The following is a 22,409-nucleotide window of genomic DNA, read 5'->3' as shown; positions in this document are numbered from 1 at the left end:
CCCGTAAGGGTGAGGAACGCGACGGCGCCGACGCTGCACAGGGCCAGCCAAACGATGCGGGCCGTCCGGACGGACAGGGCCAGCCCACACAGGGCCAGTCCACCGAGGCGGCCGGTACCGACGACAACAAGTCGGACAAGCGTGACCGTGACAACAACCGTGGCCGCGATAACGACAACCGCGATAACGGTGACGGCGGCCGCGATAACCGGGGCAAGAACCGGGACAACGGCGACCGCGACAAGAGCCGCGACGATAACCGGGACAAGAACCGGGACAGCGACCGCGACAAGAGCCGCGACGACAACCGGGACAAGGATCGTAATAAGGACCGGAACCAGGACCGCAACCGGAACCGGAACGACAATGACGACAGTGACGGCCGCGGTGGACGCAACCGTCGCAACCGTAACCGGAATGACCGCAACGACCGGTTCCGCGACCGCAATGACCGCCGCGGACGCCGCACTCAGGGACCCGAGGTCGACGAGACCGAGGTAACCGAGGACGACGTGCTGCTGCCCGTGGCCGGCATCCTCGATGTGTTGGAGAACTACGCGTTCGTGCGGACCAGCGGCTACCTGCCGGGACCGAACGACGTCTACGTTTCACTGGCACAGGTGAAGAAGTACAACCTGCGCAAGGGCGACGCCGTCACCGGATCCATCCGGGCACCCCGCGACAACGAGAACCAGGGCGGGAGCAACCGCCAGAAGTTCAACGCGCTGGTCAAGCTCAATACGGTCAACGGCCAGGAGGCCGAAAGCCAGAAGCAACGGACCGACTTCTCCAAGCTCGTGCCGCTGTACCCCTCCGAGCGTCTGCGCCTGGAGACCGAGCCGAACAAGATCGGACCCCGGGTCATCGACCTTGTGGCGCCGATCGGCAAGGGCCAGCGTGGCCTGATCGTCTCCCCGCCGAAGGCTGGTAAGACGCTGATCCTGCAGGCAATTGCCAACGCGATCACCGTCAACAACCCCGAGGTCCACCTGATGATGGTCCTGGTTGACGAGCGTCCCGAGGAAGTCACCGACATGCAGCGCACGGTCAAGGGTGAAGTTATTGCTTCGACCTTCGACCGCCCTGCCGACGATCACACGACCGTTGCCGAACTTTCCATCGAGCGCGCCAAGCGCCTGGTGGAGATGGGGATGGACGTCGTCGTACTGCTTGACTCGATGACCCGCCTGGGCCGTGCCTACAACTTGGCCGCCCCGGCGTCGGGCCGTATTTTGTCCGGTGGTGTGGATTCCGCCGCGCTGTACCCGCCCAAGCGGTTCTTCGGTGCTGCCCGCAACATCGAAAACGGTGGTTCGCTGACGATTCTGGCGACCGCGCTGGTGGAGACCGGGTCCAAGATGGACGAGGTCATCTTCGAAGAGTTCAAGGGCACCGGCAACATGGAACTGCGGCTGTCGCGGTCTCTGGCCGACAAGCGCATCTTCCCAGCCGTGGACGTCAACGCATCCGGTACCCGCCGCGAGGAGAACCTCCTTTCGCCGGATGAAATCAAGATCATGTGGAAGCTCCGCCGGGTTCTGTCCGGGCTCGAGCTGCAGCAGGCTCTTGAACTGCTGACGAATAAGATCAAGGACACCCAGTCCAACGTCGAGTTCCTGATGCAGGTGCAGAAGACAACGCTCGGCTCCAAGGACAATTAGCGCCGCTTTCATCGAGGTGGCAGTCGGTGCTGTTATGACCTGGTCATTTCAGCACTGACTGCCGCCTCGTTTGTCGGTTAAATGTCAGTTACAGGCGATGGTGGTCACGGAAGAGGAATAGAAAATGTTTGAGTCAGTACATAACCTGCTGGATGAGCATGCCGAGCTTCAGCTGCAGCTGGCGGATCCGGCGGTGCACGCTGACCAGGCCAAGGCGAAGAAGCTGGGCCGCCGCTACGCGGAGCTGAACGGAATCGTCGACGCATACAACCGGTGGCACGCACTCGAGGATGACCTTGCCGCGGCAAAGGAAATGGCGGATGAGGATCCCGAGTTCGCCGCTGAAGTCCCGGTCCTCGAAGCCGGTCTTGAGGCAGCCCAGGCCCGCCTGCACCGCTTGCTGATTCCCCGTGATCCCGACGACGGCCGCAATGTCATCATCGAGGTCAAAGCCGGTGAGGGCGGCGACGAATCCGCACTGTTCGCCGGGGACCTGCTGCGGATGTACACCCGCTACGCGGAACAACGGGGCTGGAAGACCGAAATCATTTCCGCTACCGAATCCGATCTGGGCGGCTACAAGGACGTCCAGATGGCGATAAAGGGATCTTCGAACGATCCTGCCGAGGGCGTCTTCGCGCGGCTCAAGTTCGAAGGGGGCGTGCACCGCGTCCAGCGGGTGCCGGTGACAGAATCGCAGGGCCGCATCCACACCTCGGCCGCCGGCGTGCTGGTACTGCCTGAGGTCGACGAGCCCGAAGAGGTCGACATCAACCAGAACGACCTCAAGATCGACGTCTACCGTTCCTCCGGCCCGGGTGGACAGTCCGTGAACACCACGGATTCTGCGGTCCGGATTACCCACCTTCCCACCGGCATCGTCGTCGCCATGCAGAACGAGAAGTCGCAGCTGCAGAACCGTGAGGCCGGCATGCGCGTGTTGCGGGCCAGGATCCTCGCCGCCCGGCAGGAGGAACTGGATGCGGTGAACTCGGCCGTCCGCAAGTCGCAGGTCCGGACCATGGACCGCTCCGAGCGCATCCGCACCTACAATTACCCGGAGAACCGGATCGCCGATCACCGCACCGGTTATAAGGCCTACAACCTGGATCAGGTCATGAACGGCGACCTCGAACCGGTCGTGCAGTCCGCCATAGAACTGGATGAGCAGTCGCGGCTGAGTGCACTGGGCGAGAACGTTTAGGCAGTAATGAGCAGCTCGAGCCTGGCTTCTGCGCTGGCCGCGGCCACAAGCGTGCTGGCAGAGGCAGGAGTTCCCAGCCCGCGGGTCGACGCCGAACTGCTGGCCGCGCACCTGCTCGGCGAGTCCGCTGGCCGGGTCCGCGCGCTTGCCTACACCGACACGCCTGCACCCGAAGGGTTTTCCGAACTCGTGGCCGAGCGTGCCCGACGGGTGCCGCTGCAGCACCTGACCGGCAAGGCGTATTTCCGGCACCTGGAGCTGAGCGTCGGTCCCGGCGTCTTCGTGCCGAGGCCGGAAACCGAGACGGTCGCACAATTGGTGATCGACCACGCCGCCGGCCGGCCGCTCAAAATTGTGGATCTGGGCACCGGATCGGGTGCGATCGCTGGATCCATCGCCCAGGAAGTTCCGCAAGCCGAGGTCTTCGCCGTCGAACTGAGTCCACTGGCACACGGCTGGGCGGAGCAGAATCTGGCGCCGCTGGGCGTGCGGTTGGAACTGGGGGACCTGCGCACTGCCTTCGAAGAGCAGAACGGAACTTTCGACGTCGTCGTCTCCAACCCGCCCTACATTCCGGCACTGGCCGTACCGAACGAACCCGAGGTGGCCGACCACGACCCTGTTGCGGCTTTGTACGGAGGGGGAGCGGACGGGATGGAGTTGCCGCTGGCCGCGGTGGCTGCCGCTGCACGCCTGCTGAAAGCCGGCGGATACTTCGTACTTGAACACGCCGAAGTGCAGGCGGAAACGATTTTTGAACGGATGGCGGCGCTCGCAGACTGGGACGCTGTAGCCACGCATCCGGACTTGAACGGACGGGCCAGAGCCACCAGCGCCATCCGGAGATAATCAACCTGCGCACATTGGCAGGCAAGTGATGAAAGAATGTTCCGGTGAGCACCAGCTATAACTGCACCGAGGAAGACCGGCGAAGTGAAGGTCTGGCGCACGCTCAGCGCGCCATCAGCAACCAGCAGTGCGTTGTGATCCCCACTGACACGGTATATGGCATTGCAGCCGACGCCTTCTCCGCGCAGGCCGTCGCGACACTGCTGGCCGCCAAAGGCCGGGGACGGAACATGCCGCCGCCTGTGCTGATTCCGCGGCTCCAGACCATGGATGGTCTGGCGATAGACGTACCCCTCGAAGCGCGCCGCCTTGCCCAGGCTTTCTGGCCCGGTCCGTTGACCCTGATTTTTCATTCACAACCGTCGCTGAGCTGGGACTTGGGGGAGACGCTCGGCACCGTGGCTTTGCGGATGCCCGACGACGGCCTCGCCCTGGATCTGCTGATGCTGACCGGACCGCTTGCCGTCTCTTCTGCGAACCGGACCGGCCAGGAGGCGGCCACAACCGCCGCCGAGGCGGAGGAGCAGCTGGCAGAATCCGTCGAGGTCTATCTCGAGGACGGACAACGGCCGATGGAGGGAGCCGAAGACATCCTGCCGTCAACTATTGTGGACGCCACCGGGGAGCAACCGCGGGTGGTGCGCCAGGGCGCGCTTTCGCTTGCTGAACTCCGGGCCGTGGTTCCGGAAATCCTCGACATCAATGGTGAACCCGCTCCCGGAACCGAAGATGGCGACGACCTGCAGCCCGCGGACGCGGACAAGGCGAAAGCGGACAGGGATCCCGCGAACGAGGGCAGCGATGAAGGACCGGTGGCCGGCACTTCATGAGAAATTACATCCTGCTGATGCTGATGGCAGCGGCTGTTTCCTACCTGTGCACTCCAATGGCCCGCAGCCTGGCCCAACGGATGCGGGTGTTCACACCCATCCGTGCCCGTGACGTGCACAGCGAACCGGTCCCGCGGCTCGGCGGAATGGCAATCTTCCTGGCTATCGGGCTGGCGCTGCTCGTAGCCTCCCAAATGAGCTTCCTGAGGGGTATCTTCGAGGGTTCCCAGGCCATCTGGGGCATCCTTGCCGGTGCCGCCATTGTCACCGTGGTGGGTATTGCCGACGACGTGTGGGACTTGCACTGGATGCTGAAACTGGCAGGTCAAATCCTTGCGGCGTTCACCGTGGCCTGGCTTGGTGTCCGGATCGTCGTGCTTCCGATCGGCGAGTTGATGGTGGAATCCATACCGTTGCAGTATGTCGTCACCATCTTCCTGATCGTGCTGACGATGAATGCCATCAACTTTGTCGATGGGCTGGACGGCCTCGCCGCGGGCGTGGCAGTGATAGGTGGCGTGGCGTTCTTCGTCACTACCTACTGGGTCACCCGCTTTTCGTTCCCCACGGATTACTCGAACCTGGCAACGCTGATTATGGCGGCGCTGATCGGCGCCTGTGTGGGTTTCCTCCCGCACAACTTCTTTCCGGCGAAGATTTTCATGGGCGATGCTGGTTCAATGCTGATCGGCCTGTTGCTGGCGTCGTCGGCGATTGCCGCCACCACCCAGATCGGGGGCGACATGTTTAACCGGGTCAACGGATTCCCGGCGTTCATGCCGATCCTGCTGCCGTTCGCGGTGATGCTGCTGCCGCTGCTCGATCTGGTGCTCGCCGTCGCCCGCCGTACCGCACGGCGCCGCTCACCATTCAGCGCCGACCGGGGACACCTGCACCACAAACTCATCGACGCCGGATACAGCCATCCGAAGGCGGTCCTGATGATGTACCTGTGGAGCGCGATCATCGCGTTCGGCGTTGTCGCCTTCGCGTTCTTTCCCTGGCAATGGGTACTCGCCATAGACGCCGTCGTCGTTGTGGCCGCCGTCACCGGCACGCTCCACCCTTGGGTCGGACGCCCCGAAGACAAGCAGCCAACGGCCTGAAACACCGATTCTGAACGCTCTTCTATCTCATGTAGAATTGGCAACGGCCCGGATTCCCGCGCCGCTCCACCTCAGCGAAATCGACGAGTAGGTACCGCAGTGACTGCATCCAACGCCGACGGCGGGTCCCACCCCGCACCGGTGCCCGCAGTTAAGGCTTCGGGACCGACATCGTCTCCATGGCTGAAAATCCTTGGCGTCAGTGCGTCGGCCTCGGCTGTCCTGCTGATAATTGCAGCCGCCGCGGCCTGGTTGCTGACGGGTGGCAATGCCGCGCTCAGTGCAGTCCTCGGTGGCGGGCTGGTCATCGTATTTTTCGGTCTCAGCCTGCTCGTGGGTCATTTTGTCGGCCGCAGCAACCCTTCGGGTGCGATCGGCATGTTTGTTGTGACCTATGTCGTCAAGGTCGTGGGATTCGCAGTCGTTCTCTTCGCTCTCGGCCGGCCACAGTGGCTGGACGGGACGTGGTTCTTTGCGGCCGCCGTCGCGACGGTGCTGGTGTGGCAGGTAGCTGAGATCGCAGCTTTCTCGAAGACCCGCTACCTGCTCTACGGCGATGCCGATACGCAGACAGGCGGTGCCTGATCATGACCGGAAAAACCCCGGCAGAGCCACACCGGCCTGCCAAGGACAGACGCGGCGAATCAGGCATCAGCGAAGAGGGACCGTACAACGGTGGCCTTGCCGTCTTCAGCTATATCGTTGGCGGGATCATTGTCTGGACTTTGATAGGGTGGGGTCTGGACAATCTGTTTGGAACCGGCTGGATCGTCTTGGCTGGTGCCTTTCTTGGCGCCGCCGGCGGATTTTATCTGGCGTACACCCACGGTCTCACCCGTCAAATAAAGAACAACAGTGACGGCCCGGCCTCCAATGCTGATTCGGCTGAGAAGCCACGCCAGTAATGTCGAACAACTTAAAATATCGGTGCGCTAGCCCTGTGCCCGATCTTGAACTGCCCAATGATGGACACTGCAGAGAGGAAACGCGTTGATCGCGCTTGCGCTCCCCGCCACAACTCAGGATGAGGGCGGATTTGTTGCCCCGACGATTGCGGAAACACATCTGCCCCCGCTGTTCTCCATTGGCAGTTTTGACTTCTCCAAGCACACGCTGCTGGTGCTGCTCTCGGTAGTCATCATCGCGGCCTTCTTCATGATTGCAGCCAAGAAGGGCGCCATGGTGCCTTCCAAGATGCAGTTCCTTGGCGAGTCTGCTTATGGCTTTGTCCGGAACTCCATCGGCAAGGACATTATCGGCGGCCGGGACTTCATGAAATATGTCCCGTTGCTGTTCTCGATCTTCTTCTTCGTGCTGATCAATAACATTTACGGGGCCATCCCGCTCCTGCAGCTGCCAACGTTCTCGCATGTCGGCGGCGCCTACTTCCTGGCGATTATGGTCTGGTTCATCTGGATCGGCGTCGGCTTCAAGAAGCACGGCATCAAATACCTCAAGCTGGCTACGGTTCCCTCCGGTGTTCCCTGGTATCTGCTGCCCCTGATCATTCCGATCGAAATCATCTCCAACTTCCTGGTCCGGCCGATCACGCACAGTCTGCGTTTGTTTGCCACCATGTTGGCCGGCCACCTCATCGTGATGGTCGCCGGTGCAGGCATCGAGTTCCTGGTCACGCAGGAGAACATCCTGCTGCAGGGAACGTCGCTGCTGGTGCTCGCGGGCGCCATCGCCATGTACTTCCTGGAAGCGCTGATCATGGTGCTGCAGGCGTACATCTTCGTACTGCTGACCGCAATTTATATCGAAGGCGCGCTTCACGCCGACGCTCACTAAGAAAAGGCTTCCCCGCCGGGGATGATCCCAAACAACCTGCCGCAGAACGCGGCATCTTGAAAGGAAAACAATGGAAGGCAATCTCAACCTCGTCGGATACGGTCTCTCTGCGATCGGCGGTGGTATCGGTGTCGGTCTCGTCTTCGCCGCTTACATCAATGGCGTAGCCCGTCAGCCCGAGGCGCAGCGTGTGCTGCAGCCCATCGCATTCCTTGGCCTGGCCCTGACTGAGGCGCTGGCGATCCTCGGTCTGGTCTTCGCGTTCGTGCTTTAGCAGCAACAGGCGAAGCTCAGAACCGAGTAGATAGGACGGATGGAATATGAATGAGGCGATAATCCTCGCAGCTGAGGGCGAGGTCAACCCGATCATTCCCAATATTTGGGAAATCGTAGTGGTGGCAATAGCCTTCGCGATCCTCATGTACATCGTCGTCAAAAAGGTTGTTCCGGCATTCGAGAAGATCTACGCCGAGCGCGCAGAGGCTATCGAAGGCGGCATCGCCAAGGCGGAGGAAGCACAGGCGGAAGCTACTGCTGCTCTGGAAGAGTACAAGCAGCAGTTGACCGAAGCGCGGACCGAAGCCAACCGGATCCGGGACGAAGCACGCTCCGAAGGCGCACAGATCCTGGCTGATCTCAAAGAGAAGGCAGCCAGCGAATCGGCCCGCATCACCGAGCAGGCCCATGTGCAGATCGAGGCAGAGCGCGCCGCAGCAGTGACGTCGCTGCGCGCTGAAGTCGGCACTCTGGCCACTGAACTGGCCGGCCGGATTGTCGGCGAGGCCCTGACCGACGACGAGCGTTCCGCACGGGTTGTTGACCGCTTCCTGGCGGACCTTGAATCCGAGAATGCGGGGGCCGCGAAGTAATGGCAGGCGTATCAGGCGAATCTCTGGCTGCGGCACAGGAGCGGCTGGCAACAATGTTGCCGTCGGCCACCCTCCAGCTGGCTGAGGAACTTTTCGGCGTCCTTGCGACGCTGGACAGCTCTGCCGGACTGCGCCGGGCACTGACCGATCCTTCCCGCCCGGGCAAGGACAAGGAAGCGCTGGCGAAGCAGCTCTTTGGCGGCAAGGTCTCGGCTGATGCCGAGACTGTCATCGCCGGACTGTCCTCGTCGCGTTGGGCGCGTGCCCGCGACATCGGCGATGCGCTCGAGACATTGGCCGCAACGGTGGCGATCGCCGTCGCCGAACGTGGCCGCAGCGGCGGTCTCAGTGGCTTGGAGAGGCTGGAGAACGACCTGTTCGCCTTCAACGAAGTGGTCAACAGCAGCCATGAACTGCAGCGTTCACTCGTTGCACCACAGGCAAGCGCGGATGCGAAAGCTGCCCTGGCCCTTAAACTGGTGCCGAACGCAGGCGAGCCGGCCCGCGTACTCATCCGCCAGGCGGCAGCTGATCCCCGTGGACTCAAGCCGACCGCACTGGTCGGGAGGTTCGTGGAACTGGTTGCCGAGCGCCAGGAACGTTGGATTGCCTACGTTACGGTGACGGCTCCGCTGAGCCCGGCGCAGATGGAACGTCTGCAGTCGGGGCTGGACCGCCTCTATGACCGTGAACTTAAAATCAACGAAAGCGTTGACCCGCGGCTGGTCGGCGGGGTACGAGTGAAGGTTGGGGACGAAGTCCTCGATGCATCCGTTATTTCGCGTCTCGGCGAACTGCGCAGGCAGTTGGCCGGTTAAAACTACAGACTGAACGACCTGCACCCGCGGAACCGCAAGTAAACGACGGTTAGGCCTCAGGTCAGGAAAACCCCCGGTCACCATCAACAACGGTGATCACGAAACAGGAGAGCAGGGACTGCAGATGGCCGAATTGACCATCAACGCCGACGATGTCCGCGACGCGTTGAACGAGTTCGCGGCGTCCTACGAGCCCGGGAACGCCGAGCGCGTAGAGGTCGGCCGCGTGACCACAGCCAGTGATGGTATTGCCCGTGTCGAGGGTCTTCCCTCGGTCATGGCCAACGAGTTGCTGCGCTTCGAAGATGGAACTCTGGGCCTCGCCCAGAACCTTGACGTTCGCGAAATCGGTGTCATCGTCCTCGGTGACTTCACCGGTATCGAAGAAGGCCAGGAAGTCCACCGCACGGGTGAGATCCTCTCGGTCCCCGTCGGTGACGAGTTTCTGGGACGCGTCGTCGACCCGCTCGGCATGCCGATCGACGGCCGTGGCGAGATCAAGGCCGAGACCACCCGCGCCCTCGAGCTCCAGGCTCCCGGCGTGACCATGCGTAAGTCGGTGCACGAACCGCTGCAGACCGGCCTGAAGGCTATTGACGCCATGATCCCGATCGGACGCGGTCAGCGTCAGCTGCTCATCGGCGACCGCAAGACCGGCAAGACGGCGATCTGCGTGGACACCATCTTGAACCAGAAGGCCAACTGGGAGTCCGGCGACGTCAATAAGCAGGTCCGCTGCATCTATGTCGCGGTCGGCCAGAAGGCGTCGACAATCGCTGAGGTCCGCCAGACGCTGCAAGACCGCGGCGCCCTGGAGTACACCACCATCGTCGCGTCCCCGGCATCCGACCCTGCAGGCTTCAAGTACTTGGCGCCTTACGCCGGTTCCGCCATCGGGCAGCACTGGATGTACGGCGGCAAGCATGTTCTGATCATCTTTGATGACCTGTCCAAGCAGGCCGAGGCCTACCGTGCGGTGTCGCTGCTGCTGCGCCGCCCGCCGGGCCGTGAAGCCTACCCGGGAGACGTGTTCTACCTGCACTCCCGCCTGCTGGAACGCTGTGCGAAGCTCTCCGATGAGCTCGGTGGCGGTTCGATGACCGGTCTGCCGCTCATTGAGACCAAGGCCAACGACGTCGGTGCATTCATCCCGACCAACGTCATCTCCATCACGGACGGGCAGATCTTCCTGCAGTCCGACCTCTTCAACGCCAACCAGCGGCCCGCCGTCGACGTCGGCGTGTCCGTCTCCCGTGTCGGTGGCGCCGCGCAGGTGAAGTCGATGAAGAAGGTCTCCGGTACGTTGAAGCTTGACCTGGCGCAGTACCGGGACATGCAGGCCTTCGCGATGTTCGCATCCGACCTTGACCCGGCCTCGCGTCAGCAGCTGACCCGCGGTGAGCGACTGATGGAACTGCTCAAGCAGGGCCAGTACAGCCCGTTCCCGGTCGAGGACCAGGTCATCTCGATCTGGGCAGGCACCAGCGGACACCTCGACGATGTTCCGGTCGAGGATATCCGCCGGTTCGAGTCGGAATTCCTGGACCACCTCAAGCGCTCCAGTTCGCTGCTAACCACCATCCGCGAATCCGGCAAGCTCGAAGAGGACACCCTGGCGGCCATGAAGGACGCTATCGAGGACTTCAAGCAGGGCTTCTTCGGTGAAGGTGACAGCAAGCTGGTTGCGGCCGGCCACGAAGAGCACGATGCGCTCTCCGGGGACGCCGTGGATCAGGAAAAGATCGTTAGGCAGAAGCGCTAGCACAGCCGGTCTCCCCGGTGCCGAAAGCGCCGGGGGAGCAGAACCAGTTAGTTGATTGAGCACGGCGGCCGCGCCGTCGGCGGAGGAACTCCCTCCGGCACGGCGCGGCACCGGCCAACCGACGGGTATTGAAAGGAAAAGTATGGGAGCCCAGCTTCGGGTCTACCGCCAGAAGATCAACTCGACCAAGTCGATGGGGAAGCTCTTCAAGGCGATGGAACTGATCGCTACCTCGCGCATCAGCAAGGCTCGTTCGCGTGTAGCTGCCTCATTGCCGTACGCCAACGCGATCACCCGCGCAGTATCCGCGGTTGCTTCGCAGACGGAAATCGATCACCCGCTGACCACCGAGCCGGAGCAGGTGCGCCGTGCCGCTGTGCTGATCATGAGCTCGGACCGCGGCCTGGCAGGAGCCTATTCCACCAGCGTGATCAAGCAGGCGGAGCAACTCCATGAACTGCTGCGCAGCGAGGGCAAGGAAGTAAAGGCCTACCTGGTCGGTAACAAGGCGGAGCAGTACTACCAGTTCCGCGACCGTCCATTCGAAAGGTCCTGGCTGGGAAACACCGACGCGCCCGTTTTCGAAACGGCCCGCGAGATTGGTGCGACGCTCCTGGAAGACTTCGCGACCGCCTATGAGGAAAACGGAGTGGACGAAATCCATATCGTCTACACCCGTTTCCAGTCCATGGTGGTCCAGGAACCGACTGTCATCCGGCTGCTGCCGCTTGAGGTGGTTGATGAAGAGGCCGACGCCGGTTCAGAGTTGCTGCCGCTGTATGAGTTCGAGCCGGAAACCGAGCAGGTTCTCGACGCGCTGCTGCCGCGGTACATCGAATCCCGCATCTTCGCCGCCATGCTCCAAGCCGCTGCCAGCGAATTGGCTGCCCGCCAGAAGGCGATGAAGTCGGCCAGCGACAATGCCGACGACCTGGTGGATAAGTACACGCGACTGTCCAACACCGCCCGGCAGGCAGAAATTACGCAGGAGCTCTCGGAGATCGTCGCCGGCGCCGATTCCCTTAACGCCTCCTGACCGCCCGTGCGGATCCAAAGAATCCAATAAACTTAACCCCACGCCATCCCAAGAGTGAAGTGAGAGAGATGACTGCCACAGCAAACGAAGCTGGAGCGACGACGGAGCAGAACCCGAATAACGCAGCCGCTGCCGGCGCCACGGGCCGAATCGCCCGTGTCATTGGCCCAGTTGTTGACGTCGAGTTCCCGGCCGATGCAATCCCGGGCATGTACCACGCCCTGACTGCCGACATCACCCTCAACGGTGAAACCCGCAAGGCGACCTTCGAGACGTCCCAGCACCTCGGCGACAACCTGATCCGCGCCATCTCCCTGCAGGCGACCGACGGCCTGGTCCGCGGCACTCCCGTCACGGACACCGGTGCACCGATCTCGGTTCCGGTCGGTGACGTCGTCAAGGGCCATATCTTCAATGTGCTGGGCGACCCGCTTGACGTTGAGGCCTCTTCACTGGAGATCACCGAGCGCTGGCCGATCCACCGCAAGCCTCCCCCCTTCGACCAGCTCGAGGGCTCCACCCAGATGCTGGAAACCGGTATCAAGAGCATCGACCTTCTCACCCCGTACATCCAGGGTGGAAAGATTGGTCTGTTCGGTGGTGCAGGCGTGGGCAAGACCGTGTTGATCCAGGAAATGATCACCCGTGTTGCCCGCAACTTCGGTGGTACCTCCGTGTTCGCCGGTGTCGGGGAGCGTACCCGTGAGGGCAATGACCTCTGGGTCGAGATGGAAGAGTCCGGCGTCCTGAAGGACACCGCCCTTGTCTTCGGCCAGATGGATGAGCCGCCGGGAACCCGTCTGCGCGTGGCGCTGTCCGCCCTGACCATGGCGGAGTACTTCCGCGATGTGCAGAACCAGGACGTGCTGTTGTTCATCGACAACATCTTCCGCTTCACGCAGGCCGGCCAGGAAGTCTCCACGCTGCTGGGCCGCATGCCCTCCGCCGTGGGCTACCAGCCGAACCTTGCCGACGAGATGGGCCTGCTGCAGGAGCGTATTACCTCCACCCGCGGCCACTCCATCACCTCGATGCAGGCCGTGTACGTCCCTGCGGACGACTACACCGACCCGGCTCCGGCGGCAACCTTCGCCCACCTGGACGCCACCACCGAGCTGTCGCGTGAGATTGCCTCCCGTGGCCTGTACCCGGCGATCGACCCGCTGACCTCAACGTCACGCATCCTCGACCCGCAGTACGTTGGCCAGGAGCACTATGACACGGCCGTGCGGGTAAAGCAGATCCTGCAGAAGAACAAGGAACTGCAGGACATCATCGCGATCCTCGGTGTCGACGAGCTATCCGAGGAAGACAAGATTGTCGTCTCGCGTGCACGCCGGATCCAGCAGTTCCTGTCGCAGAACACCTACACCGCCATCCAGTTCACTGGCGTCGAAGGCTCGACCGTTCCGATCAAGGACACTGTCGAGAGCTTCAAGGCGATCTGCGACGGCGACGTCGACCACATCGCCGAGCAGGCCTTCTTCAACATCGGCGGCATGGACGATGTGGAACGCGCCTGGGCCAGGATCCAGGAGCAGACCAAATAATCATGGCTGAACTCGAAGTAGAGATTGTTGCGGCGGACCACTTCGTGTGGTCCGGGGCGGCGACGATGGTCAAGGGGCGCACCACGGACGGCGAGATCGGGATTCTTCCCGGTCACTCGCCGGTGCTGGCGGTCCTGGCCGAAGGAGAGCTCGCCATCGAACCCGTCAGCGGCTCGCGGATCAGCGTGCAGGTCGACGGAGGATTCTTCTCAGTGGACAGCAACCGCGTGGTGATTGTGGCCGACAATGCCAAGGTTGCCGATTCCGCTAGTGCAGGGACCCGATAGCAACACCTTGATGGACGGACTAAGCATTGCGTTCATCGCGCCGGCAGCAGTGATCCTGCTGTTTGCGTTTACATTATTTGCCCTCGGGTTGCGCCGGTATCAATTGCAACGCGCACTCGGGACTTTCGACGCCTCCATTTGCAAGCTGACCGCCAGCTGGCAAATGGGGGTTTGTCGTTATACGGATAAAGATCTTGAGTGGCTGCGTTTGTTTTCACTCAGTCCACGGCCGAAACACAGGTTTGTCCGAAGCTCGCTTGAGCTCAATGGCTGGCGTAAACCGACCGAATCCGAACGGTCGAAGATACAGCCCGGCGCGATTATCGTGAAGCTGAGCTACCGCGGCGAGGAAGTATTGCTCGCCATGAATTACGAGGCATATACCGGATTGTCCTCCTGGCTGGAAGCCGGGCCGGTCATCGGTATCGGAACCTGGCGCTGACCCGCCCGTCCGCATTTACCCCACCCACATCAATCCCACCCGCTCCAGGAAAGGCAGTATGGAAGACGTCGTCGTAGTTCACGGCCCCAGCCGACTGTCCGGAACGGTAACCGTCCCGGGAGCCAAAAACAGCGTTCTCAAGCTGATGGCAGCAGCCCTGCTGGCACAAGGCGAAACCACGATTACCAATGTGCCGGACATTCAGGATGTCTGGATTATGTCCGACCTGCTGCGGCGCCTGGGCTGCGCGGTGACCTACGACGTCGGCTCAGCCACCGTGGCCATCGACGTCCCGGCTGAGCTCAGACACCAGGCCGATTACGATCTGGTCCGCGCCATGCGCGCCTCGATCTCCGTGCTGGGTCCGCTCATCGCGCGCTGCCATGTCGCCGAGGTCGCCCTTCCGGGCGGAGACGCCATTGGTTCGCGCGGACTCGACATGCACCGTGCCGGATTGGAGCGGATGGGGGCGATCATCGTGATCGAGCATGGCTACCTCACGGCACGAGTACCCGGCGGTCTGTATGGGGCGCTGCACAGCTTTGACTTTCCCTCCGTCGGCGCCACCGAGAACCTAATGATGGCTGCGACCCTCGCCGAGGGCGAAACGGTGATCGAGAACGCCGCCCGCGAACCGGAAATCACGGACATAGCGCGGATGCTGCTGTCGATGGGAGCGAAGATCGAAGGTGTCGGTTCCAGCACGTTGACTATTACCGGCGTCGAACGTCTGGAGCCTACGGTGCACCGGGTTGTTCCGGACCGCATTGTCGCCGGGACGTGGGCCTTCGCCGCGGCCATCACCGGCGGGAGCATCGAAGTGCTCGGTGCCGAGCCGGATCACATGGGCGTCGTACTGGACAAGCTCAGCCAGGCTGGCAGCAGGGTCAGCTTCCGTGAGGACGGGTTCGCCATCACCGCCCCGGATCGGCCGCAGCCAATCAATGTATCCACCCTGCCGTATCCGGGTTTCCCTACGGATCTGCAGCCCTTCGTCGTGGCGCTGAATGCCGTCGCCACCGGATCGGGGATGGTGACGGAGAACGTATTTGAGGCCAGATGGGGGTTTACCTCTGAGCTGGCCCGGCTCGGCGCGGTGGTGCGGCTGGACGGCCACCATGCGCTTGTGACTGGTATCGAACGGTTATCCGGTGCTCCGGTGGAGGCCAACGATATCCGTGCCGGTGCTGCATTGGTGATTGCCGCCATGGTTGCCGACGGGGTCACCGAGGTCAGTGGCGCTGCACATATTGACCGCGGCTACGAAGGCTTTGTCGAACAGCTCCAGTCGCTCGGCGGATTGATTGAACGGCGGCCGGCGGACCAGGAAGCTGCGCATGAGCAGGGCTCCCTGAAAAACTGACTCTTAACGCACAAATCCCCCGGCTCCGGAAGGAGTCGGGGGATTTGTTTACGAATTATGCCGGCCGGGGCCGGCGGCATCCGCGAAAGATTAGACGAGGGTAACGCCCGTTGCCTGCGGCCCCTTGGCGCCCTGGCCGATCTCGAAGTTCACGCGCTGATTCTCGTCCAGCGTCTTGAAGCCACCAACCTGGATTTCAGAATAGTGCACGAAAACATCGCCGTCCGAGTCGTCCGGGGTGATGAAGCCGAAGCCCTTTTCAGCATTGAACCATTTGACGGTTCCCTGAGCCATTTATTTCTCCTCTTAATGGAACTTTAATACCCAACACACTTCGCGCTGGGCGGGGGGTTACTTCGCGGGAAGTTCCTACCAGATCCGCAAGTAACGGTTCCTACGAGGAGCTTCACGCTCGCAACTTTGTCTTGCGAGCATGAAAAACACGTACACAAAGACTTTCTTAAGCATGGCATGCACCATAGGACAGGTCAACGGGCATGGATATGATTCATCTGTTTGTTAAGAAGATTATGCTGTTTCTTTTCAATTGCGGCCGCTTTATCTGAGCGTAAAGCCATTCGCCAGCGCTAATGGTTCAAGCCATTCGCCATTGCGCAATACATTTAACAGTTCCCAGTCCCGGGAAACAATGATCGCATCCGCCCGGTAACCTTCACTGAGCCTGCCGGCGTCGTGGCCCAGCCCCATTGCAGTGGCGGGAACTTCGGTGGCCGCGGCAACGGCATCGGTCAATGGCACACCGGCGTCGACACAGTGCTGCAGCACTTGCAGCATGGTTGCCATTCCACCGGCGATTGAGCCTGTGCTGTCCACTGTCGCAACGCCGTCGCGCACGGTTACCGCGGACGGGCCGAGCGTGTAGGTGCCGTCGCTGAGGCCGGCCGCCGCCATCGAATCAGTAATCAGGGCAATATTCCGGGCACCAACCAGTTCGAAAACGCTCACAACCGTCTGTGGCGCCAGGTGCACGTTGTCGGCGATCATTTCGACGACGGCGTTGCCCGCCTTGGCGACGCGCAGACAGGCTGGAACCGGGCCGGGGGAGCGGTGGTGCATTGGCGGCATCCCGTTGAACAAGTGAGTCACGGTGGGACGGGGGCTGCTTCCGGAAGCAGTGGAATTTCCGGCAGCCACGGAGGCGGGGCGGGCAGGCGAAGCGCCGCTGGCAGCAATGGAAGCAGAGTCGAGGGCCGTCAAGGCAGCAGCCAATGAGGCAGCAGCAGTTTCGGCGTCGCTGTCCGTGTGGCCAAGCGAGGGCAGCACACCTGCCGCCGCCAGGGTGTTGACGAGATCGTTGGCACCCGGCAATTCCGGGGCGTAGGTCATGGACTTCAACGTTCCGGCGGCCGCGTCAATAAGTTCTGTTGCGAGCTGCAGGTCTGGTTCCAGCAGCCACTCCGGGTTTTGGGCTCCGCAGCGGGCGTGGGACAGGAACGGACCCTCCAAATGAATGCCGGCGACGAGCTCTTCATCGACCAGCCGGCGGAGAGCGTGGATTCCCTTCAGCAGATCCGGCCGTGAGGCCGTGACCATGCTGGCGAGCAAAGTCGTCGTCCCGCTGCGGTGCAGGAAGTCGATGGCCGACCTGGCCTGCTGATCCTCGCCGGAGGAAAAATCCCCACCGTTGCCGCCATGGCAGTGGAGGTCGACCAGCCCGGGCAGGATCATCGAATCCCCGGGCACTTCCGGGCCGCGGGTCCAGCCGCCGTCGTCGTGCCCTGCAGCTGCACGAAGGCCTGAGGCGGCGCCGGCATAGATGATGCGGCCATCCTCAAAGGCGAGCGCGCCGTCCTCGATGACCACGCCGCCCGAAACTATCCGGCCGGTGATGAATTCTCTGCTGGGGGCGTGGGTCATAGGGTGAGTCTATGCCGGTTCAGAACAGCCGGGAGTCGCTGTCGTCGACGCCGCGCATGGCGTCATAGTCGAGTGTCAGGCAGCTGATGCCGCGGTCCTTCGCCAGCACCTTGGCCTGTGGTTTGATCTGCTGGGCGGCGAAAACGCCCCGCACGGGTGCCATCAACGGATCGCGGTTGAGCAGTTCCAGATAGCGGGTGAGCTGTTCGACGCCGTCGATGTCGCCGCGCCGTTTCAGCTCGATGGCCACGGTCACGCCGTCGGCGTCGCGGGCGAGAATATCCACCGGTCCAATCGCAGTCATGTATTCGCGGCGGACCAGAGTGTAACCGGGGCCAAGGGTGGTGATCTGCTCGGCGAGCAACCGCTGCAGGTCGGACTCCACGCCGTCCTTGACGAGTCCGGGGTCGACGCCGAGCTCATGCTCGGAGTCGTGCTGGAGTTCGTGGATGTTGATCACCAGCCGGTCGTCGCTCTTCGAGCTCTGGACGGTCCAGACTTCGCTCACGCCTTGCTCGGCGGCAGCGTCTTCCGGCTCGGCGGTCCGCACCGTGGCCGGCGGGCTCATCCAGTTCAGCGGTTTATAGGATCCGCCGTCGGAGTGCACCAGGACGGAACCGTCGGCCTTCATGAGCAGCAGCCGCGTGGCCAGGGGCAGGTGGGCCCGGAGGCGGCCAATGTAGTCAACAGAGCATTGGGCAATCACTAATCGCACACCAGCACTTTACCGTCTCCGGGGCGGACAGGTTTGCCATTGAGGCGGCAACTTATCGTGCGCCCTCCCGCCGGCNCCGCCGGCTTGCGGGTAAACGCATATTTGCGCAGGGAAGAATCGCCTCTTCCGGCACGTCGATACGGGCGCGTCGCACCGGTTCTGCCGGCGGATGCCCACTGCGGCACAATGGAAACATGCCACGTTCCAACCGCCCCCGCCGTCCGAGCGGTGCAGGTCGGAGCAAATACCAGAAGGAACCGGTCGAACTCGATACGGAGGGGGTCCGTTTCGGCTTCGGCCGCCGCGAGGATGCCCCGGATGGATTGTGGATGGTCCGCCCGATCCGGCCTTCGAACGCCGTCAAGGAGTACAGCTGCCCGGGGTGCGGCCAGCCGATCCCTCCCGGCGTCGCCCATCTGGTTGTCTGGCAGGAGGATTCCCTGCTGGGCGCAGAGGCGGCCGTGACCGACCGCCGGCACTGGCACAGCCGCTGCTGGCAGAGCCGGACCTACCGCCGCCGCTGATCCGCGGGAATATCGAACTGCGGACCGCCGACGGACACACGCTGGTCTGCTGGATGGCGTGGCCGGAATCAGGCGAACCCGCTGCGACACTGATTACCCAGCATTCGCTGCCGACCCAGAAGGTGGAGGGTGCGGTGCTGCTCTTACAGCCGGAGACGCACGCCAACTGCGTCTAGTGCCGGTCCTGGCGCGCGATGTAGAGCTCCTGCAGCAGCAGCATGATGGCCGCCGCCGTCGGAATCGCCATCAGTGCACCGAGCACACCCATCAGGCTGCCGCCGGCGATCACGGCGATCACGGCCACAGCCCCGGGCACCGCCACCGCCTTTTGCATGATCCGCGGGGAGATGAAGTAGGCCTCGAACTGCAGGTAGGCGAAGTAGAAGATCGCGTAGAGCACTGCCGTCTGCCAGCCGACCGTGAGCGCGATCAGCGAGACGAATATCCCCGCAATCATCCCGCCGACGAGCGGAATGAACGCCAGCAGCGCCACGACGAACGCCAACAGTGCCGAAAAGGGAACATCCAGAATGGACATCAGGATAAAGGCGAAGGTGGCGTTCAGGATGGCCACGCAGGCCTGCCCGACCACATAGTTGCCAACGCTGCGGGTGATGGCCTCGGACAGCAATTCCACGCGCTTCCGCCGGCTTCGCGGTGCGAGGCGGTAACCCCAGCGCTTCATGGCAGGCAGCGAGGACAGGAAGTAGAGGGTAAGCACCAGGACGATCAGTGTCCCGAAGAGACTGTTGACAATGACCTGTCCGACATTGACCACGCCGCCGAAGATGCCTCCGATGGACTCGGAGTCACGGAAGAAATTCTCCACCTCCTCGACCACCCGGTCACGGACCTGGAATTCCTGGTTGATAGTGACGAAGAACGGGGAGTCCAGGAAATCCTGGGTGAAGCCCGGCGCCCGGTTAATAAGCTGGGTGGTCTGGGCCACGATGGTGGGGATCAGCGTACCGATAAAGGCGGCGGCGACTCCCGCCAGCAACAGCAGCGAAATCAGGATGCCCGCGGGGCGCGGGATCTGCCGCTTCTCGAGCCATCGCACCACTGGGTCCAGCCCCAGGGAAATGAACAGTGCGGCGGCAATCCATCCCAAAAGCTGTCCGACATTGCTGATGATGTAGTACATCAGCAGGGCGAAGCCGACGCCGACCGTTCCCATGAAGCCGAAATAGATTGGGTTCCGGGTGGAAAGCCTCGGTCCCGGCACTCCGAACCGTGATCCGGACCGGCCCTTCGGCTCCTCTCCAACAGGCCCGCCATCGCCCGGCGGTTGATCTCCGGGCTCCTGGAAGTTGTCGTCGTCCGGCTCCGGCGGCAGCTGATAGTGCAGCCGCGGCTGCGCTCCCGGCAGCGGCTGGCGCACCCTGGCCATCAATTTTTGCAGGACGGCGCGGCGTCCGTTGGCTGGCTCCGGGACAGGGGCAGTGCCGGTGGTGCCGTCCGGTTGCCGCTGAGGCTCCGGGGGCTGCTCCTGCTCGCTCGTCACGGTATATTCGCTGCTTTCACTGGATTCTGGATATCCGCTGTGCGTATCTAGCGAAACATTATCAGCCGGCGGGTACGGATTCCGGAAGGTCCCCGGGCTTCGGCCGGAACAGTGCTGGGGGCCTGCTCGTTGAGCCCCGTGAGACCCGGCACATTTGGCGACCGGGACGGGAATCGCGGCGGAAGCAGCCGTTATCATAGGGTTATACTCCCGCGTGGAATCCGGCAGAACTCCCGGATCGACCCCGCACGTGGAACTCACGCATGGCCATTGCTGTGCGGTAATTGATGGATAGGTATTTTTGTGCGTTTGAAGATTGCGGCTGCCCTCGTCATTGTCGGCCTGTTGACGATGGGCCTGGGTATTGCCCAGCGGACCGTGTGGGCTCCACCGGAGACCATCACCCATGCTGTCACGGGTGATTTCGAGGACGCACCACTGACCGTGCTGGACCATACGCTCAACAACCGCGACGGCGAGGTCCAGCTGACCGTCGAAGGCGAAGGTGAAATGATGCTCGCCGTGGGCCGTGCCGACGACGTTAAGGCCTGGGTCGGCGACGCCGCTCATCTGCAGGTCCTGGGCTACGACGGCGACCGCGGCCTGGTGGCCGAGCACACCTCCGGCGAGACTGAGGTGCCCAGCCCGCGTGGATCGGACATGTGGCAGACAGTCGAAACCGGAACTGACCGGATCACCTACACCTGGGCTGATCCCGCCCCCGGGCAGTGGGCGATTCTGCTCGCCTCTGAAGGTGATGGCCCCGCCCCTGCGGATGTCAGCCTCACCGTGCCCAACAGCGAAGGCGCTCCGTGGGCAATTCCCCTGATCGTGGTTGGAGCGCTGTTGACTGTTCTGGGTCTGGCCATGTTTTTCGGCCGGAAAAAAGCCAAGCCGGAAGTTGAACCTGCTCCGGGGACCCGCGCCGCACGACGGAGGAGCGAAGCAGCGGGCAAGGTGCCAATGAAGGAACGCAGCAAGGCCGGCGTCGGCCGGCGCAGCTTTGAAGGTGGAGCGGCAGCTCTGCTGAGCCTTGGACTCATCGGCGGGCTGGGCGGTGCTGCCCTGGCCACGACGTCGGAACCGGCTGATCAGCCGGAGTCCGGTTCCGCAACGGACGCGGCGGGTACGACGACGTCGCCCGAAGCCGGTGCCGTTGCCGGCGGCGGGGCAGGCGGTTACCCGGTTCTGCTCGAAGACCAGCTCCAGGAGATCATGGATTCCGTGGCCAGCACGGTTGAGGCCGCCGACGCTGCGAAGAACGCCGACGACCTTAAGCAGCGTGTGGCCGGGCCGGCACTGGAACAGCGCAGCGCCACCTACGAGATCCAGTCGCAGAACTCGGACTATGAGGCGCCCATGCCGATCTCGGCAGAACCGATTATGGCCGAAATCATCACCTCCAGCTATGAGTGGCCGCGCACCGTCGTCGCCGTGACGCAGAGCAAACAGAGCGAAGTGCCGCAGGCCCTGGTCCTGGTCCAGGAGGGTCCGCGCGGGAACTACAAGCTGCGTTCCGCCGTCGCAATGCTGCCCGGTACAACCTTTCCGCAGGCGCCCGAAGACCCGGCAGAAACCACCACGCTGGATATTGGCAGCGACAAGGCGCTGAAGCATTCGCCGGACTCGGCAATGGCAGCCTTGGCCGACGTGCTGGCCGGGAAGGAGAGCAAGTCCGCCGACCAGGTCGCGGAGAACACCTTCGTGGAACAGATCACTGCTTTCCAGAAAGAACAGAAGAAGGCCAACAGCAAGAACGCCGACATCTCCTTCGACCATACGGTTGTGGACGAGAACACCCGCGCGCTGCGCACAGCCGATGGCGGCGCACTGGTCTTCGGCTACCTCTCCAACAGTATGAAGAGCACGCCGAGCGAGAACGGCGGCACGGTCAAGCTCGATAAGGACTACGCAGCACTGGCCGGCGATGACCGCACCGAGGAAGGCGTCAAAATCACCTTCGGTGAATCCGTCATGCTCTACGTGCCGGCAGCCGGCAGCGACGGGAAAATCCAGGTTATCGGCGCTGCGCAGAATCTGGTCGATGCCGACCTGATGGACAAGTAAGGCATTAAGCCCCGACGGGGAGAAACGGATACGGTATTTTCATGACTACTCCAAGTTCACGTCCCGATGCCGCGCCTTCGCTCAACCTGCATGGAGCGGTGGACCTGTCCGGCTTGAAGAACCGGCCGGCCGCGGGCGCGCCCGCAGGTG

Annotated in this window: 23 protein-coding genes; 19 read left to right on the top strand and 4 right to left on the bottom strand. The window is 62.7% G+C overall.

All coding sequences use genetic code 11. The features are described from left to right. The 17 genes from rho to murA all read left to right on the top strand — a co-directional run. A partial coding sequence (rho, locus tag Y707_RS24960; protein WP_081744766.1) for a transcription termination factor Rho occupies positions 1 to 1,661 on the top strand: 1,661 nt, incomplete at its 5' end. 124 nt (positions 1,662 to 1,785) lie between these two features. After that, positions 1,786 to 2,865 (top strand): peptide chain release factor 1, encoded by a 1,080-nt coding sequence (gene prfA, locus Y707_RS0110080; protein WP_026534993.1) that lies wholly within the window; start codon positions 1,786 to 1,788, stop codon positions 2,863 to 2,865. Between the two features lie 6 nt (positions 2,866 to 2,871). After that, positions 2,872 to 3,714, top strand: coding sequence for a peptide chain release factor N(5)-glutamine methyltransferase (gene prmC / locus Y707_RS0110075; RefSeq protein ID WP_026534992.1), 843 nt, complete (start codon positions 2,872 to 2,874; stop codon positions 3,712 to 3,714). A 44-nt stretch (positions 3,715 to 3,758) separates the two neighbouring features. Continuing rightward, positions 3,759 to 4,544: an L-threonylcarbamoyladenylate synthase gene (locus Y707_RS24955; RefSeq protein ID WP_081744765.1), complete on the top strand. Its 786-nt coding sequence runs from the start codon at positions 3,759 to 3,761 to the stop codon at positions 4,542 to 4,544. Then, entirely contained in the window at positions 4,541 to 5,650 is a 1,110-nt protein-coding gene (locus Y707_RS0110065; RefSeq protein WP_026534991.1) for an MraY family glycosyltransferase, read from the top strand. Before Y707_RS24955 ends, Y707_RS0110065 begins: the two co-directional genes overlap by 4 nt. Before the next feature lie 99 nt (positions 5,651 to 5,749). Continuing rightward, positions 5,750 to 6,235: a Cg1360 family ATP-synthase-associated protein gene (locus tag Y707_RS0110060; protein WP_026534990.1), complete on the top strand. Its 486-nt coding sequence runs from the start codon at positions 5,750 to 5,752 to the stop codon at positions 6,233 to 6,235. A 2-nt stretch (positions 6,236 to 6,237) separates the two neighbouring features. Beyond that, positions 6,238 to 6,555: an AtpZ/AtpI family protein gene (locus Y707_RS24950; RefSeq protein WP_051441856.1), complete on the top strand. Its 318-nt coding sequence runs from the start codon at positions 6,238 to 6,240 to the stop codon at positions 6,553 to 6,555. A gap of 85 nt (positions 6,556 to 6,640) precedes the next feature. Beyond that, positions 6,641 to 7,444, top strand: coding sequence for a F0F1 ATP synthase subunit A (gene atpB, locus Y707_RS0110050; protein WP_026534989.1), 804 nt, complete (start codon positions 6,641 to 6,643; stop codon positions 7,442 to 7,444). 70 nt (positions 7,445 to 7,514) lie between these two features. Next, complete coding sequence (gene atpE, locus Y707_RS0110045) at positions 7,515 to 7,718, top strand: ATP synthase F0 subunit C (protein WP_009356484.1); 204 nt, start codon at positions 7,515 to 7,517, stop codon at positions 7,716 to 7,718. Between the two features lie 46 nt (positions 7,719 to 7,764). Continuing rightward, a complete protein-coding gene (locus tag Y707_RS0110040; protein WP_026534988.1) occupies positions 7,765 to 8,313 on the top strand; it encodes a F0F1 ATP synthase subunit B in 549 nt (182 codons plus the stop codon). After that, positions 8,313 to 9,131: a F0F1 ATP synthase subunit delta gene (locus tag Y707_RS0110035; RefSeq protein ID WP_026534987.1), complete on the top strand. Its 819-nt coding sequence runs from the start codon at positions 8,313 to 8,315 to the stop codon at positions 9,129 to 9,131. Before Y707_RS0110040 ends, Y707_RS0110035 begins: the two co-directional genes overlap by 1 nt. A 124-nt stretch (positions 9,132 to 9,255) precedes the next feature. Beyond that, positions 9,256 to 10,893 (top strand): F0F1 ATP synthase subunit alpha, encoded by a 1,638-nt coding sequence (atpA, locus tag Y707_RS0110030; protein ID WP_026534986.1) that lies wholly within the window; start codon positions 9,256 to 9,258, stop codon positions 10,891 to 10,893. A 142-nt stretch (positions 10,894 to 11,035) separates the two neighbouring features. After that, a complete protein-coding gene (locus Y707_RS0110025; protein ID WP_026534985.1) occupies positions 11,036 to 11,929 on the top strand; it encodes a F0F1 ATP synthase subunit gamma in 894 nt (297 codons plus the stop codon). Positions 11,930 to 11,997: 68 nt separating this feature from the next. Next, complete coding sequence (gene atpD / locus Y707_RS0110020) at positions 11,998 to 13,479, top strand: F0F1 ATP synthase subunit beta (protein WP_026534984.1); 1,482 nt, start codon at positions 11,998 to 12,000, stop codon at positions 13,477 to 13,479. A gap of 2 nt (positions 13,480 to 13,481) precedes the next feature. Next, positions 13,482 to 13,766 carry a F0F1 ATP synthase subunit epsilon gene (locus Y707_RS0110015; protein ID WP_026534983.1) on the top strand — a complete coding sequence of 95 codons (285 nt, stop codon included), beginning with the start codon at positions 13,482 to 13,484 and terminating at the stop codon, positions 13,764 to 13,766. Positions 13,767 to 13,776: 10 nt separating this feature from the next. Beyond that, positions 13,777 to 14,208 (top strand): DUF2550 domain-containing protein, encoded by a 432-nt coding sequence (locus Y707_RS0110010; RefSeq protein WP_026534982.1) that lies wholly within the window; start codon positions 13,777 to 13,779, stop codon positions 14,206 to 14,208. A 58-nt stretch (positions 14,209 to 14,266) separates the two neighbouring features. Beyond that, complete coding sequence (gene murA, locus Y707_RS24945) at positions 14,267 to 15,571, top strand: UDP-N-acetylglucosamine 1-carboxyvinyltransferase (RefSeq protein ID WP_051441855.1); 1,305 nt, start codon at positions 14,267 to 14,269, stop codon at positions 15,569 to 15,571. A gap of 90 nt (positions 15,572 to 15,661) precedes the next feature. Here the strand turns inward: murA and Y707_RS0110000 are convergent, their stop codons facing one another. The 3 genes from Y707_RS0110000 to nucS all read right to left on the bottom strand — a co-directional run bounded on the left by Y707_RS0110000 (position 15,662) and on the right by nucS (position 18,164). Continuing rightward, positions 15,662 to 15,865, bottom strand: a complete 204-nt coding sequence (locus tag Y707_RS0110000; RefSeq protein WP_026534981.1) for a cold-shock protein — start codon at positions 15,863 to 15,865, stop codon at positions 15,662 to 15,664. Between the two features lie 264 nt (positions 15,866 to 16,129). Then, positions 16,130 to 17,449 carry an N-acetylglucosamine-6-phosphate deacetylase gene (locus tag Y707_RS24940; RefSeq protein WP_035781092.1) on the bottom strand — a complete coding sequence of 440 codons (1,320 nt, stop codon included), beginning with the start codon at positions 17,447 to 17,449 and terminating at the stop codon, positions 16,130 to 16,132. 19 nt (positions 17,450 to 17,468) lie between these two features. Next, complete coding sequence (gene nucS / locus Y707_RS0109990) at positions 17,469 to 18,164, bottom strand: endonuclease NucS (protein WP_026534980.1); 696 nt, start codon at positions 18,162 to 18,164, stop codon at positions 17,469 to 17,471. A 194-nt stretch (positions 18,165 to 18,358) separates the two neighbouring features. Here nucS and Y707_RS0109985 point away from each other — a divergent pair, with 194 nt between their 5' ends. Then, complete coding sequence (locus Y707_RS0109985; RefSeq protein WP_026534979.1) at positions 18,359 to 18,688, top strand: Rv1322 family protein; 330 nt, start codon at positions 18,359 to 18,361, stop codon at positions 18,686 to 18,688. A gap of 172 nt (positions 18,689 to 18,860) precedes the next feature. Here Y707_RS0109985 and Y707_RS0109975 read toward each other — a convergent pair whose 3' ends face one another. Beyond that, complete coding sequence (locus Y707_RS0109975) at positions 18,861 to 20,192, bottom strand: AI-2E family transporter (RefSeq protein WP_442853290.1); 1,332 nt, start codon at positions 20,190 to 20,192, stop codon at positions 18,861 to 18,863. Positions 20,193 to 20,495: 303 nt separating this feature from the next. On the opposite strand from Y707_RS0109975, the gene Y707_RS0109970 reads away from it, so the two are divergent. After that, positions 20,496 to 22,259, top strand: coding sequence for a DUF8094 domain-containing protein (locus Y707_RS0109970; protein ID WP_026534977.1), 1,764 nt, complete (start codon positions 20,496 to 20,498; stop codon positions 22,257 to 22,259). Positions 22,260 to 22,409 lie beyond the last annotated feature (150 nt).

Source organism: Arthrobacter sp. H14, from assembly GCF_000520495.1.
GTDB lineage: Bacteria > Actinomycetota > Actinomycetes > Actinomycetales > Micrococcaceae > Arthrobacter_C.
Note: the sequence above shows the minus strand (reverse complement) of the source record. Positions and strands in the feature narration are given on the sequence as shown.

Coding starts and splice junctions, on each gene's coding strand:
- prfA (WP_026534993.1), top strand. CDS start 1,786: ATGTTTGAGTCAGTACATAACCTGCTGGATGAGCATGCCGAGCTTCAG.
- prmC (WP_026534992.1), top strand. CDS start 2,872: ATGAGCAGCTCGAGCCTGGCTTCTGCGCTGGCCGCGGCCACAAGCGTG.
- Y707_RS0110065 (WP_026534991.1), top strand. CDS start 4,541: ATGAGAAATTACATCCTGCTGATGCTGATGGCAGCGGCTGTTTCCTAC.
- Y707_RS24950 (WP_051441856.1), top strand. CDS start 6,238: ATGACCGGAAAAACCCCGGCAGAGCCACACCGGCCTGCCAAGGACAGA.
- atpE (WP_009356484.1), top strand. CDS start 7,515: ATGGAAGGCAATCTCAACCTCGTCGGATACGGTCTCTCTGCGATCGGC.
- Y707_RS0110040 (WP_026534988.1), top strand. CDS start 7,765: ATGAATGAGGCGATAATCCTCGCAGCTGAGGGCGAGGTCAACCCGATC.
- Y707_RS0110035 (WP_026534987.1), top strand. CDS start 8,313: ATGGCAGGCGTATCAGGCGAATCTCTGGCTGCGGCACAGGAGCGGCTG.
- atpA (WP_026534986.1), top strand. CDS start 9,256: ATGGCCGAATTGACCATCAACGCCGACGATGTCCGCGACGCGTTGAAC.
- Y707_RS0110025 (WP_026534985.1), top strand. CDS start 11,036: ATGGGAGCCCAGCTTCGGGTCTACCGCCAGAAGATCAACTCGACCAAG.
- atpD (WP_026534984.1), top strand. CDS start 11,998: ATGACTGCCACAGCAAACGAAGCTGGAGCGACGACGGAGCAGAACCCG.
- Y707_RS0110015 (WP_026534983.1), top strand. CDS start 13,482: ATGGCTGAACTCGAAGTAGAGATTGTTGCGGCGGACCACTTCGTGTGG.
- Y707_RS0110010 (WP_026534982.1), top strand. CDS start 13,777: ATGGACGGACTAAGCATTGCGTTCATCGCGCCGGCAGCAGTGATCCTG.
- murA (WP_051441855.1), top strand. CDS start 14,267: ATGGAAGACGTCGTCGTAGTTCACGGCCCCAGCCGACTGTCCGGAACG.
- Y707_RS0110000 (WP_026534981.1), bottom strand. CDS start 15,865: ATGGCTCAGGGAACCGTCAAATGGTTCAATGCTGAAAAGGGCTTCGGC.
- Y707_RS24940 (WP_035781092.1), bottom strand. CDS start 17,449: ATGACCCACGCCCCCAGCAGAGAATTCATCACCGGCCGGATAGTTTCG.
- Y707_RS0109985 (WP_026534979.1), top strand. CDS start 18,359: ATGCCACGTTCCAACCGCCCCCGCCGTCCGAGCGGTGCAGGTCGGAGC.